General features: G+C 63.3%; 12 protein-coding genes. 8 read left to right on the top strand and 4 right to left on the bottom strand.

The window, feature by feature from the left end:
* Positions 1-53 precede the first annotated feature (53 nt).
* On the top strand, positions 54-521 hold the full coding sequence (locus AC0YKC_RS17745) for a peroxiredoxin (RefSeq protein ID WP_434722925.1): 468 nt from the start codon (positions 54-56) through the stop codon (positions 519-521).
* A 39-nt stretch (positions 522-560) separates the two neighbouring features.
* On the opposite strand, the gene AC0YKC_RS17740 is transcribed toward AC0YKC_RS17745, so the two are convergent.
* Positions 561-1,697 carry a GNAT family N-acetyltransferase gene (locus tag AC0YKC_RS17740; protein WP_488512098.1) on the bottom strand — a complete coding sequence of 379 codons (1,137 nt, stop codon included), beginning with the start codon at positions 1,695-1,697 and terminating at the stop codon, positions 561-563.
* A complete protein-coding gene (locus tag AC0YKC_RS17735) occupies positions 1,694-2,695 on the bottom strand; it encodes a sterol desaturase family protein (RefSeq protein ID WP_320295963.1) in 1,002 nt (333 codons plus the stop codon). The genes AC0YKC_RS17740 and AC0YKC_RS17735 overlap by 4 nt, the downstream gene beginning before the upstream one ends.
* Before the next feature lie 304 nt (positions 2,696-2,999).
* On the opposite strand from AC0YKC_RS17735, the gene AC0YKC_RS17730 reads away from it, so the two are divergent.
* Positions 3,000-4,280: a M23 family metallopeptidase gene (locus tag AC0YKC_RS17730; protein ID WP_488511975.1), complete on the top strand. Its 1,281-nt coding sequence runs from the start codon at positions 3,000-3,002 to the stop codon at positions 4,278-4,280.
* 134 nt (positions 4,281-4,414) lie between these two features.
* On the opposite strand, the gene AC0YKC_RS17725 is transcribed toward AC0YKC_RS17730, so the two are convergent.
* Positions 4,415-5,635 (bottom strand): M20 metallopeptidase family protein, encoded by a 1,221-nt coding sequence (locus AC0YKC_RS17725; RefSeq protein WP_320295892.1) that lies wholly within the window; start codon positions 5,633-5,635, stop codon positions 4,415-4,417.
* Positions 5,622-6,800 (bottom strand): M24 family metallopeptidase, encoded by a 1,179-nt coding sequence (locus AC0YKC_RS17720; protein ID WP_488511974.1) that lies wholly within the window; start codon positions 6,798-6,800, stop codon positions 5,622-5,624. Before AC0YKC_RS17720 ends, AC0YKC_RS17725 begins: the two co-directional genes overlap by 14 nt.
* A gap of 198 nt (positions 6,801-6,998) precedes the next feature.
* Between AC0YKC_RS17720 and AC0YKC_RS17715 the strand changes: the two genes are divergently transcribed.
* The 6 genes from AC0YKC_RS17715 to AC0YKC_RS17690 all read left to right on the top strand — a co-directional run bounded on the left by AC0YKC_RS17715 (position 6,999) and on the right by AC0YKC_RS17690 (position 12,247).
* The gene (locus AC0YKC_RS17715) at positions 6,999-8,435 is read left to right on the top strand and encodes an FAD-binding oxidoreductase (protein ID WP_488511972.1); all 1,437 of its coding nucleotides are present in this window, start codon (positions 6,999-7,001) and stop codon (positions 8,433-8,435) included.
* On the top strand, positions 8,432-9,166 hold the full coding sequence (locus AC0YKC_RS17710; protein WP_488511971.1) for a FadR/GntR family transcriptional regulator: 735 nt from the start codon (positions 8,432-8,434) through the stop codon (positions 9,164-9,166). Before AC0YKC_RS17715 ends, AC0YKC_RS17710 begins: the two co-directional genes overlap by 4 nt.
* 2 nt (positions 9,167-9,168) lie before the next feature.
* Positions 9,169-9,603: a VOC family protein gene (locus AC0YKC_RS17705; RefSeq protein ID WP_488511970.1), complete on the top strand. Its 435-nt coding sequence runs from the start codon at positions 9,169-9,171 to the stop codon at positions 9,601-9,603.
* 66 nt (positions 9,604-9,669) lie between these two features.
* Positions 9,670-10,722 (top strand): ABC transporter substrate-binding protein, encoded by a 1,053-nt coding sequence (locus AC0YKC_RS17700; protein WP_488511969.1) that lies wholly within the window; start codon positions 9,670-9,672, stop codon positions 10,720-10,722.
* Complete coding sequence (locus AC0YKC_RS17695) at positions 10,722-11,495, top strand: ABC transporter ATP-binding protein (RefSeq protein ID WP_488511967.1); 774 nt, start codon at positions 10,722-10,724, stop codon at positions 11,493-11,495. Before AC0YKC_RS17700 ends, AC0YKC_RS17695 begins: the two co-directional genes overlap by 1 nt.
* Positions 11,492-12,247: an ABC transporter permease gene (locus AC0YKC_RS17690; protein WP_320295898.1), complete on the top strand. Its 756-nt coding sequence runs from the start codon at positions 11,492-11,494 to the stop codon at positions 12,245-12,247. Before AC0YKC_RS17695 ends, AC0YKC_RS17690 begins: the two co-directional genes overlap by 4 nt.
* The last annotated feature ends 80 nt before the right edge of the window (positions 12,248-12,327 follow it).

Raw genomic sequence — 12,327 nt, 5'->3', positions numbered from 1 at the left:
CCTCACGTTATATCGATGATTTCCCGCGCGTAACCGCAAACAAGGGCATCGATATGGCTGATCTCGACGTGGGCGACGCAGCGCCGCAATTCGATCTTCCGCGTGACGGCGGCGGCTCTCTCAGCCTCGCCGCGTTCCGGGGCAAGCCCGTTGTACTGTACTTCTATCCGCAGGACGACACCACAGGTTGCACCACCGAAGCGATCGGCTTCTCGCAGTTGAAGCCGGAGTTCGAGAAGGCTGGCGCCGTGGTGATCGGGCTATCGCCTGATAGCGTGAAGAAACACGACAAATTCAAGGCGAAGCACGACCTCACCGTCGACCTCGTCGCGGACGAGGAGCGCAAGGTGATCGAGGCCTATCAATTGTGGGTCGAGAAGACGATGTATGGGCGCAAATATATGGGCGTCGAGCGCGCCACCTTCCTGATCGGCAAGGACGGGCGCATCGCCCGCATCTGGCGCCAGGTTCGCGTCAAGGGCCACGCCGAAGCGGTGCTCGAGGCCGTGCGCGCGCTTTGAGCGTCGCCAAAGCCCACAAGCAATCAACAATTATGATCGTTACTCGTCAGGTGCCTCGGCCTTCAGCTGCCGCCGCGTCCTCCAGGATTTCGAAACATGGCTCACTTGATCGGCCAGCGCGGCAAGATGGCCACGCAAGCCGCGCGCGCCCATCATGGACGACAGCGTGACTGATTGCGTGGCGAAGCGCCGTTTGAAATCCTCGCCGCCGCAGAGAAAATCAATCGTGGCAAAGCCACGGTCGAACGACCATTGGATATAGTCCATCATCAGTACCATACCCGGCGAGGCGCGCTCGTATTCGGGGTCATAGGTGGTGACGAAAGCCATCATCGTGCCGTGCTGCTCGAAGTTGATCGAGACGGCGACGATCGTGTCGTCAAGCTCCAGCACGAAGATGCGCAACAGCCCGAGGTCGGCCAGCACTGAAATAAGCGCGGCGAGAACCGGCGAGCCTATGTCGAACAGATCCGAGGCACGACCATGGCGCGCGAGCCAGAGGCGCTTCAACGTCGCGACGCGCTCGAGCACCGGCTCGCGTGGATCCTTCGCATCCAGCAGCCGGAAGCGCAATGCACCGCTTTCTTCCATGAACTTGCGGCCACGGCGATAGTTCTGCCGACCCTTCTTGGACAACGTCTCGAACCATTCCGCCCCGTGCTGCCAGGAGCCAGCGACACGATAGCTGATTTCAGTGCGGTGGTTGGGCCGAAGCGCCTTGCCATGAGCCGGTTCCCGCAGGGCATGAACACCGGCATCCGGTAGTAGACGGTTGAGATAGATCAGGTCGAAGCCACCCTGGTCAAAAACATACTGCCAGAGGCGGGAGATCGCCCGCGGATCGCTCTCAGGTGCAACCAGCGCGTCACCATAGTCGCTGTGATCCTTCGCCGCCCATTCGAGTATGCGGATGCCGGAACGCCTGAAGGTCGCGAGCGCTATCACGCCATCGAGCCGGTCGCCGTTCCAGGCAAGCCCAATCCTGAGCGCGCGCCGCTCCTGCTGCGGGGTGGTGCGCCACCAGGCCGCGATCCAGTCCGGGTGCTGGAAGACAAGCCCGCCAGCCCGCTGCCAGAGCGCGCTCCAGGCCTGTGCGATCTCGGCCAGGCGCACCGCCGATGTCACGACTTCGAAGGTGCGTGTCCGCGGGACTGCGAGCATAACGGGAGCGTTCATGGCCGTGTCCCCTCCGAGGATCGCGAGGTGAGCGACCGTGGCTTTCCGGGCCGGATGCGCCTGGCAATATGCCCCCACATCCGCTTCAGCGGCATGAGGTAAAGGCCTGCGAGAGACTGATAGTCGCGCACATCGCGGTCGACCAGCCCGAACTTGAAGTCCTCGTCGGGCCTCGGCACACACAATGTTCCGAAGAGCCGATCCCAGAACGAGAAGAGCAACCCGAAGTTCTTGTCGTAGTGGCGCGGATCGACGCTGTGATGCAACTGATGCCAGTGAGGACACAGGATCAAATTGTTGAGCGGGCCGAACGAGATCTTGAAATGCGTGTGCCTGACGAAATCCATCATCAGGATGTTACGCATGACATAGACGTTGACGCCAAAAACGGTCAATTCGACCAGGTTCAGCGAAATCAGCGACCAGATGCCGAAGCAGAGCCCCACGATGATGCCGTCCCAAGCTCGGTTCATCAACTCGTCGAGCGGATGGACCCGGTCCTTGGTGATTCCGACCATCACCTCGGCCGAGTGATGCACCTTGTGCAGTTCCCACAGCAGCGGATAGCGATGCTGGGCAACGTGATAGAGATAATAGGAAATGTCGTAGGCGAGGAGCATGCTGAGGGTGAAGATCAGAACCGTCACCGGCCCCGCCGGCCCCTCGATCAGAGGCGGCTGAAAGTGGAACAGTGTCGAAAACAGCCAGTTGGTCGCGTACCCCACTGCCGTGACGAAAACGATTCCGGCAGGCAACATCAGGAACGGCATCAAGGCCTTTTTCGTGACCCAGAACAGCAGGTCGGCCTTCGCGGAGGGATGGGTGATAACCTCATGCGGGATGGCAAACTCGAAAAACTCCTTCCAGCTCCTCTCCTCGACCGTGCGCCAGTAGGCCACGAGCGCGCTGACAAAGGCAGTCAGCAGCAAAAGCCCGGTCGCCAGCAGACTGGTGCCCGAAATCTTGTCGAAGATCTTGCCAACCAGATCGTCCAGCATTCCTACCGTCACGGTGAACCTCAAATACCAACACGCCTTTACTCGAAAAACGTCAACTAAATGCAATCGAAGACAGTTAAGAAACCCGAGCCTTGCTTTGCGGGCTGCAGGCTGCTCGTGGCACAATATTGGTGTTCATCGCCAACGATTTCGCGGCATGGTGTCCGCGTCCCGGAGATTTTCGTGCAACCTCCTGCCCGTGCTGCGTGCATTCAGGCCTGCGCTGTCGACGCGGCAAAACTTTGTTAACCCTAATAATGTGTAATCGAGCTTGTCGTTGGCCCCGTAACGAAAGCTCGGTCCCGTGAAACAAACCGGTCAGTCAGCTGTCTTCGGCAGACGCAAGGAACCGCACACGGTCATCATCGCCCGGGGCAATGAGATAAGGCATTTCACCATCCGCCCCTGGCTCGCCGCCTTTATCGGCTCCGCTCTGGCGGCCATCGCCATCGGTTATTTACTCGCCACGTCCTATCTGGTGCTGCGCGACGACCTGATCGGCGCCACGACGGCAAGGCAGGCGCGCATGCAGCAGGCCTATGAGGACCGCATCTCGGCCCTTCGCGCCCAGGTCGACCGCATCACCAGCCGCCAGCTTCTCGACCAGCAACAGATGGAGACCAAGGTCAGCGAGCTGCTGGCCAGGCAGACCCAGCTCAGCGAGCGGCACGGACGGCTCGGGCCGATCCTCGAGCGCGCCGAGAACGAGGTCGGCGACACACCCGCAACCGGCGCGGCGGCGCCCAAGCCCGATGACCACGCCGAGGTGACCGGCAGCCTTTCGCAGGCGCCGACCTATTCCGTCGCATCCTTGAGCGCCGGCGACACCAGGCCCTTCTCGCTCTGGTCGACAAGGTCCGAGCCGCTTGACGGCGAAACGGCCGCCGATCGCGCCGACAAGCTGTTCGTCTCAATCAATGCCTCGCTCAAGGCTATCGAGAATCAGCAGCTTTCGCGCATCACCACGCTTGCCGACAACGCCTACAAGAATGCCGATGCCATCGCCCAGGCACTGGAAGCGGCGGGCCTACCGGTCGACAGCGAACTTAACAAGAGCGATGTCGGCGGCCCGCTGGTTCCGATTGATCCCTCGATGGTTTTCGACAGCCGAGTCAAGGAGTTGGACGAGGCGCTCGATGCACTAGACGAGGTGAAGAAGGAGGCGCGCAAGCTGCCGCTCACCAATCCTGCCCCTGGCCGTACGGTGACCAGCCCGTTCGGCGTGCGCACCGACCCGATCCTCGGCACCGCCGCCCTGCATACCGGAATGGATTTCAGGGCCCCGATCGGCATGCCGGCCAAGGTCACGGCCGCCGGCACCGTCACCCGCGCCGGCTGGGCCGGCGGCTACGGCCGCATGGTCGAGGTCGACCATGGCAACGGCTTTGCCACGCGCTACGGGCATTTGAGCGAGATCGATGTTGCCGTCGGCCAGAAGCTAGCTGCCGGCGACGTCATCGGCAAGACTGGCAGTAGCGGCCGCTCGACCGGCCCGCACCTTCACTACGAAGTGCGCCACGGCGGCGAGGCGGTCGACCCGCTGCGCTTCCTGACCGTCGGCAAGAAGGTAGCGCAGTATCTTTGACCGGCTGATCCAACACCGGCGCCGGCGAGCTCGCTAGAGCAATTCCAGGAAAAGTGTGAGCGGTTTTCCGCCCGGAATTGCGTAAAAACAAAGAGATAGGGCATTTCGCCGTTTCCGTGAAACGGTGAAATGCACTAGGCGTCGGGATTCTCCTGCCCGGCCAGGTACATCGTTGCTGCCGAGACCAGCGTAAGAACGCCGCTCTTCAACGCGGCCTCGTCGACGCGAAACCTGGCATGGTGAAGCGGATAGACCGACCCGACCTCCTCGTTGCGGATGCCGAGCCGGAAATAGACCGACGGACGCTTCTCGCTGTAATAGCCGAAGTCGTCGGCAATGCTCCATCCGGGCATGCTGAGCGCATTCTCCGCGCCGATGCTGGCCTTGGCGCCGGCCATGATCAGGGCTGCCATCTCGACATCGTTGACGACGCCAGGTTCGCCTCGATGCAGGTCGACCCGCACGCTGGCGCCGTGGCTGGAAGCCACTCCCTCCAGCACCTCGCGAAGCCGGCGCCAGGCACGCTCGCGGGTGGCGTCGCTGCCGCTGCGGATGGTGCCCTTGAACGCGACCTTGCCGGCGGTCACGTTGTAGGCATTGCCGCCATTGATGGCGGTCACCGAAATGACCAGCGGATCGTAAGGATCGGTCTCGCGCGAAACGATCTTCTGCAGCTCGCTCACCATGGAGCAGGCCACGGTCAGCGCGTCGATGCCTTCATAGGGTTTTGCCGCATGCGCCGCCGAGCCGGTGACCAGCACATCGAACGTGTCACATGCCAAAGTGTAGGGGCCGGAGCCGACAGCGACCTTACCCGACGGCGTGTACGGATCGACATGGACGCAGATCGCGGCGTCGACATCGTCGAGAAGCCCCTCCTCCACCACCCGTTTGCCGCCTGACGGCTCATCTTCCTCGGCTGGTTGGAAGACAAGGCGGACGGTTCCGCCGAAATTTTCACGCGACCGATGCAGGTGCGCGGCCACCGCAAAGCCCATCGCGGCATGGGCGTCATGGCCGCAGGCATGCATCACGCCCGGATTTTCCGACGCATAATCGACGCCGGATTCCTCTTCGATCGGCAAAGCGTCGATGTCGGCGCGAATGGCGAGCTTGCGATTGGAGGGCCGGCCGGTGCCGACGATATCGACGGCGAGCCCGTAACCGGCAATGTCCCGAATCTCGGCGATGCCTTCGCTCGCGAGCATCTCGCGCAAATAGCGCTGCGTGCCCACCTCGCGGTTCGAAAGCTCCGGGTGGCGGTGCAGATGGCGGCGGATCTCGATCATCCGATCGAGAATCCCGGCGTCGATCTCGGGCACGGTATCGCCCGCAGGCCGGTCAGGATTTGACATGGATATCCCGCGGGAACTTCGTCAGCGTCTCGTTGCCGGTGTCGGTCACCAGAATGGTCTCGCTGATCTCGATGCCCCAGCCGTCCATCCACATGCCCAGGATCGAATGAACGACATTGCCGGGTTGAAGCACCGTCTTGTCGCCGGGTCTGAGGCTGATCGTATGCTCGCCCCAATCGGGCGGATAGGCGACGCCGATGGAGTAGCCGATGCGCGATTCCTTCTTCAGCCCGTAACGCGCGATGACCTTGCGCCAGGCAGCTTCGACCGCTTCCGCGGTCGTGCCCGGCCGTACGGTATCGAGCACCGCATCCATGCCCTCGATGACGGCCTTTGCCGTGTCCGCGACGCGGGTCGGCGTCTTGCCGAGCTGCATCGTCCTGGCCAGCCCGGCGGCATAGCGGCGGCAAACGCCGGCAAGCTCCAAGGCGATCGTTTCGTCCTTTCCGAACCGCCTGTCGCTCCACATGATGTGCGGCGCGGAAGCATTTTCGCCACCCAGGATCGTCGGCGGCAGCGCGGTGATATCTCCGGCGAAATTAGGGCTGCCGGCGATCTGCGCCGCCTGGATGGCGGCGATCGCGTCGCACTCGCGCACACCCGGCGCAATGACTTCGAACGCCCGCGCGACCGCTGCTTCGGCCAGCCTCGATGCGTTGCGCAGATAGGCGATTTCCGGCGCCGATTTCACCGCGCGGATCCAGTTCACAAGCAGGTCGGCGTCATGCCATTTCGCATTGGGCAATCCGGCGACGAGCCGCGCATGCGCCTTCGGTGAGAAATAATAGGCTTCGAGCTCGATGCCGGTGTGGCGGCTGCCCCAGCCCTTGGCGACGATCCAGGCCGCGATCCAGTCCATGGGATGACGGTCGGCGCGCTGAACATGGTCCTCCGGGAAGCCGACCACGTTTTCCGGCTTCATCCAGGCCGTCAGCAAGCCGCCGGCCGCGTCCATGGCGCGGCCTATCCAGACAGGCTCGGCATCCTCGATCGGAACCAGCACCACCTGCGGCGTGTAGAAAGACCAGCCGTCATAACCGGTGATGTAATGCTGGTTGGCGACGTCGTTGACGATCAGGAGTTCGATGCCGCGCCTGGCCATCTCGGCACGGATTTTTCCGAGCCGCTGCCGGTACTCTTCGCGGGCAAAGGGCAGTTCAATCATCTTTTCTCCTCACCGGATCGATCTGGCCGGGGACGAGCCGCGGCTCCCCGTAGCGCCCACCATCGCGGTGGTTTCGGCGGCCGGCAATCAGCCAGGACGATGCATAGGCAGGGCCTAGTCCGATGACAGAGTCCGCCTGTTGACTCGAATTAAGTTGTAGGATGATATGTATCACCCGATATCCAGACATGAATTTTCATGACCGCTCATCGTCTCTCGCCGGAAATCCTTAGCGCCATCGAAGGCGCAGTCGGCCCAGGCGGATTCACCGCCGATGCCGCCGGTATGGCGAAATATCTGGGCGATTGGGCAGGCGATTACCGAGGCGAAGCTCTTGCCGTGCTGCGGCCAGGCTCGGTCGGCGAAGTCCAGGCCGTGATGCGTCTGTGCAGCGAGCTTGGGCTCGGCGTGATCCCGCAGGGTGGCAACACCGGGCTGGTGTCGGGCGCGATCGACAGCAAAGGCCGTGGTCTGGTTGTCGTCAGCCTTGAGCGGCTGAACGCCATCCGGCAGATCGATACGGAAAATTTCACCCTGCGTGCCGATGCCGGCTGCGTGCTGCAGACGATCAAGGACGCGTGCGAGGCGCAGGATTGCTTGTTCCCGTTGGCGCTCGGCGCGCAGGGCAGCTGCCAGATCGGCGGCAATGCGGCGAGCAATGCCGGCGGCGTCAACGTGCTGCGCTATGGCATGGCGCGCGACCTCATCCTCGGGTTGGAGGTCGTACTTGCGAATGGCGAGCTGTGGAACGGTTTTGCCGGGCTGCGCAAGAACAACAGCGGCTACGACCTGAAGCAGCTTTTCATCGGCTCGGAAGGCACACTGGGCATCATCACGGGTGTCGAGGTGAAGCTCTTTCCGAAGCCGGTTCAAACAGAGACAGCCTATCTCGGTCTCGCTTCTTTCGAAGCTGCCATCCAGTTATTCAATCGGGCGCGCCGCGACTGTTCGGACCTGATCTCCGCTTTCGAGATCATCGGTTCGGAATGTATCGAGCTCGCCCGGCTGATCGACCCAGGCATAGCTGCGCCGGTCTCGGCGCCTGTGCAGGTGCTGATGGAATTGTCCTCCGGGCCGGGTATCGATCTCAATACTCTCTTGGCCAGTTTCCTGGCCGATGCCATGGAAAAAGGCCTGGTGACCGACGCGGTTCTCGCCACAAGCAGCGTGCAGGCCAGGAGCTTCTGGGCGATCCGCGAAGGGCTGGTCGAAGGCCAGGCCAGGCGCGGCTATCATGTTCGGACCGATCTGTCGGTGCGCATCTCCGACATCCCTGTCCTGATCAGCCAAGCCCGGCACTTCATCGCGAATAGCCATCCCAGCTGGATTCCGCTGGCCTATGGCCACGCCGGCGACGGCAACATCCATTTCAACGTGCTGCCGCCGCTTGAACTTGCCGAGCACCATGCCCGCGCGCGGGGCGCTGAAGTCATCGCCGGTCTCTATGAAATCGCCGTCGGCCTCGGCGGTTCGATCAGCGCGGAACACGGTATCGGCCGCAGCCGGCGCGAGGAATTCTGGACCGGGCTCTCGCCGACGCATCGCCACATGGTCGCGGCGCTGAAGACTGCGCTCGACCCCAAGGGACTGATGAATCCCGGTTGTCTGTTGCCCGCGACGGAGATTCTTTCATGAAGCAGAGACTGGCCGCCATCGGCACCGTCGAGACCTTGCCACACCGGGTCGCGGCCTTCCTTAGCCGCGAGATTGAATCCGGCGAATTGAACCCCGGCGCGCGGCTGCCGACCGAGCAGGAGCTGTCGGAAAAGTTCGGCGTCAGCCGCAATGTGGTGCGTGAGGCGATCGCTCAGCTCAGGGCTGACGGCATGATCGAGGCGCGGCAAGGCATCGGCGCCTTCGTGCTGGCGCCCGAGCAGCGGGCCGCGATCCGCATCGACCGCGAGGCGCTCAAGGACACGCACAACATGGAGCGGCTGTTCGAGTTGCGCTGCATCCTTGAGGCCGAGTCGGCGGCACTCGCCGCGGCGCGGCGCACTAAGGAGCATCTCGATTCGATCAAGGCAGCGCTCGACCGCATGGGCGGCGAAGAGCGCTGGGAAGAAGGCAGCATCGACGCCGACCTGCTCTTCCACCGCGAGATCGCGCGCGCCACCGGCAACAGCTACATCCACACTTTCATCTCGTTCGTCTGCGAGCAGATCCGTCACTCTATCCACTACGCCCGTATGACCAACCCGCTGCACGACCTCATCGAGATCAATGTCGGCGAGCATGTGCGCATCTACGAGGCGCTGGTGGCGGGCGATCCGGCCGCGGCGGAAGCGGCAATGCGGGCTCACATCGTCGGCGCCGCCAATCGCGTCGGCGTCAGGCTGCCGCTGCCGAAAACCGACGGAGCGAAATAGCCATGCCGGCGAGCATCACCCGCATCTCCGACGTCTGCCTGCTGGTGGAAAACATCGAGCGCACCGTCGAATTCTATGTCGACAAGCTCGGCTTCCGCCTGCGCCGCCGCGCCGAAGGCTTTGCTGATTTCCATGGCGAGGGCGTCACGCTCGCCGCCTGGGAACTCGACCACATCAACCGCCATACCGGCGTGTCGAAGCTGAAATCGCCGCGCCAGGCGCACAAGGTCTGCGTCGCCGTGCAACTCGATACGCCGGCAGACATCGACCGCATGCATGCCGAACTCAGCGGCAAGGGCGTGCCTTTCTACGGCCCGCCCGAAAACTACGCCTGGAATGCGCGCTGCGCCTATTTCACCGACCCGGACGACACACTCTGGGAGCTTTACGCCTGGCTCGACGGCGGCCCCGGCGACTACCACGACGAACAGCCGTAGACGACGCCGCGCTGAAGGGAGCGGCGCCTGAAGAAGAGACGAGAAAGTCTGCAACAGGAGCGAAAAATGAATGGGAACAGGGACTTCGAATTGAACCGTCGCGCTTTCATGAAAGGCGGCGTCGCGGCTGTGGCGGCCGTGTCGGCCGGTATGCAGCTGGTGCTGACGCCGGGCGCAAAGGCCGCCGGAAAGGTCGTCATCCAGTATGACTGGCTGATGTCCAACGGCCAGATCGGCGACATCGCGGCCGTCGCCAACGGCTATTTCAAGGATGCCGGGCTGGAGGTCGAATTCAGCCCCGGCGGCCCCAACGCTTCGACCGTCCCGCCGGTCATTTCGGGCGCCGCGCAGCTTGGCCAGTTCTCGGAGACGCCACAGCTCTATTCGGCGCGCGCTAGCGGCGTGCCGATCAAGATCATCGCCTGCGGCTTCCGCACCGGTCCCTACGCGCTGACCTCGAAGCCGGCCAAGCCGATCCGCGGCGTCGCGGATCTCAAGGGCAAGAAGATCGGCATCCAGCCGACGGCGCGCTTCGTCATCGACGAGATCCTGGCCAAGAACGGCATCGATCCTTCCGAGGTGACCATCGTCAATGTCGGCTTCGACAAGGCGCCGCTGGTGCGCGGCGACGTCGATGCGATCGGCGGCTGGATCACCAACACGCAGGCACTGAGCGTCGTCGGCGATGACCGCATCGACCTTCTGACTCGCGACCTTGGATTGAGCTCCTACGCCGACGTCTATTTCGCCACCGACACTGCGATCGAAAAGGATCCGGAGACCCTGGCCAAGTTCATCGGCGCCGTCGGCAAGGGATGGGGCTGGGTGCATGCCAACCCGCAGGAAGCGGTGAAGAAGATGGTCGCCGCCTATCCGGAAATGGATCTCGGCTGGGAGGAAAAGACCGTCAATCTGGTGCTGAAACTCTCCTTCGACGGCGCGACCGCCAAGGATGGCTGGGGCACGTTCGACCCCGCCTCGATCGAGGAGCAATTGGCGCTGCTCGACAAGGTCGGCCAATATCCGAACGGCCGTCCGGCAGCCAAGGATGTCTACACAACCAAGATCCTGGAACTGTCGGCCGCCGACCGGCCCAAGCTCGACGCGCCCGCGGCGTGATGGTGGAGGCTATCGAAGCGCGGCAGCTAGATGTCGGCTATGGCGGCCGGCAGACGGCCGTCAAAGTGCTCTCCGGCCTCGACCTGACCGTCGCGGCCGGTTCCTTCCTGTCGATCCTGGGGCCGTCCGGCTGCGGCAAGTCGACCTTGCTCAGGGTGGTGGCCGACCTGCTCGATCCGCTCGGCGGCTCAATCAGCGTGCTCGGCGAAACGCCGCATGCGGTGCGCTCGCGCCGCGACGTCGGCTTCGTCTTCCAGGATTCCACCCTGCTCCCCTGGCGCACGGTGCGCGACAATGTGCGCCTGCCGCTCGGCGTCGGCCAGGGCAGCCTGACCCGCAGGATCGAGGACCGCAGCACGGAGCTGCTGGAGCTCATGGGCCTCGGCGGCTTCAGCGAGCGCCTGCCGCACCAGCTCTCCGGCGGCCAGCGCCAGCGCGTCGCGATCGCGCGCGCCCTACTCGGCGAACCGAAACTGCTGCTGATGGACGAACCCTTCGGCGCGCTGGACGAGATCACGCGCGACCGGTTGAACGACGAGCTTCTCGCGCTCTGGCGGCGCACCGGCACGACGATCCTTTTCGTCACCCATTCGATCGCCGAGGCCGCCTATCTCGGCGAACGCGTGATCGTGCTGGCCGCCAATCCGGGGCGTGTCGTCAAGGACCTCGACATGCGGCCCTTCAAGCAGGAAAGCAATCGCTGCAAGCGCGAGGATCCGGCGATCGTCGCCGCCATGGCCGATTTGCGGACGGCGCTGGAGCGCGCATCGTGAGACAGGCGCCGCTCTCTCCGCAAATGACCCTTGCGCTTCCCGTCCTGGGCGCGGCTTCAATCCTGCTCGCCTGGCAATACTTGCTGCCCCTGCTTGGCGTACCGGCCTATATCGTGCCGACGCCGACGGCGATCTTCGGTGTCTTCCAGAAGAACTTTTCGCTCCTCATCGACAATCTGCGGCCGACGCTGATCGAGGCGCTGGCCGGCTTCGTCATCGGCAACCTGGCTGCCGTGCTGCTGGCCGTGCTCTTTGTCCACAGCCGCGTCCTTCAGGCCGCCTATTTCCCGATCGTGCTCTTCTTCAACACCATTCCGATCCTGGCGCTATCGCCGATCATCATCCTGATCTTCGGTCTCGGCATGACGCCGAAGATCGTTATCGCCGCGGTGATCTGCTTCTTCCCGACGCTGGTGAACATGATCCGTGGGCTCGATTCGGCCAGCGACAACGAGCACGAACTGTTCAGGGTGCTGTCGGCGACACGCTCGGAGATTTTCTGGAGTCTGCGCTTGCCGCGCGCGCTGCCGATGCTGTTCTCCTCGCTCAGGATCGCCTCGGCCACCGCCGTCATCGGCGCCATCGTCGGCGAATGGATCGGTTCGGACAAAGGGCTCGGCGCGCTGATCATCCAGGCGACCTTCAACTACCAGTCCGACCGCCTCTACGCCGCGATCGTGCTGTCGTCGTCGCTGTCGATCGCGCTGTTCTGCATCGTGGTCCTCGTTGAGCGGCGGATCATAAAATACTGAAATCACAGCCGGCCGAACCGTTGGTCGGCATCGCTTCCTTGACTCCTCGACAACCGGACGCAGCGAGCGATAATCTGGCA

It is taken from the genome of Mesorhizobium sp. CNPSo 4661 (genome assembly GCF_057784215.1).
This window is presented reverse-complemented; position numbering and strand designations above follow the sequence as displayed.

Bases quoted from the DNA above. Each gene is read 5' to 3' on its own strand.
- AC0YKC_RS17745 (WP_434722925.1), top strand. From the start codon at position 54: ATGGCTGATCTCGACGTGGGCGACGCAGCGCCGCAATTCGATCTTCCG.
- AC0YKC_RS17740 (WP_488512098.1), bottom strand. From the start codon at position 1,697: ATGAACGCTCCCGTTATGCTCGCAGTCCCGCGGACACGCACCTTCGAA.
- AC0YKC_RS17735 (WP_320295963.1), bottom strand. From the start codon at position 2,695: ATGCTGGACGATCTGGTTGGCAAGATCTTCGACAAGATTTCGGGCACC.
- AC0YKC_RS17725 (WP_320295892.1), bottom strand. From the start codon at position 5,635: ATGTCAAATCCTGACCGGCCTGCGGGCGATACCGTGCCCGAGATCGAC.
- AC0YKC_RS17720 (WP_488511974.1), bottom strand. From the start codon at position 6,800: ATGATTGAACTGCCCTTTGCCCGCGAAGAGTACCGGCAGCGGCTCGGA.
- AC0YKC_RS17715 (WP_488511972.1), top strand. From the start codon at position 6,999: ATGACCGCTCATCGTCTCTCGCCGGAAATCCTTAGCGCCATCGAAGGC.
- AC0YKC_RS17710 (WP_488511971.1), top strand. From the start codon at position 8,432: ATGAAGCAGAGACTGGCCGCCATCGGCACCGTCGAGACCTTGCCACAC.
- AC0YKC_RS17705 (WP_488511970.1), top strand. From the start codon at position 9,169: ATGCCGGCGAGCATCACCCGCATCTCCGACGTCTGCCTGCTGGTGGAA.
- AC0YKC_RS17700 (WP_488511969.1), top strand. From the start codon at position 9,670: ATGAATGGGAACAGGGACTTCGAATTGAACCGTCGCGCTTTCATGAAA.
- AC0YKC_RS17695 (WP_488511967.1), top strand. From the start codon at position 10,722: ATGGTGGAGGCTATCGAAGCGCGGCAGCTAGATGTCGGCTATGGCGGC.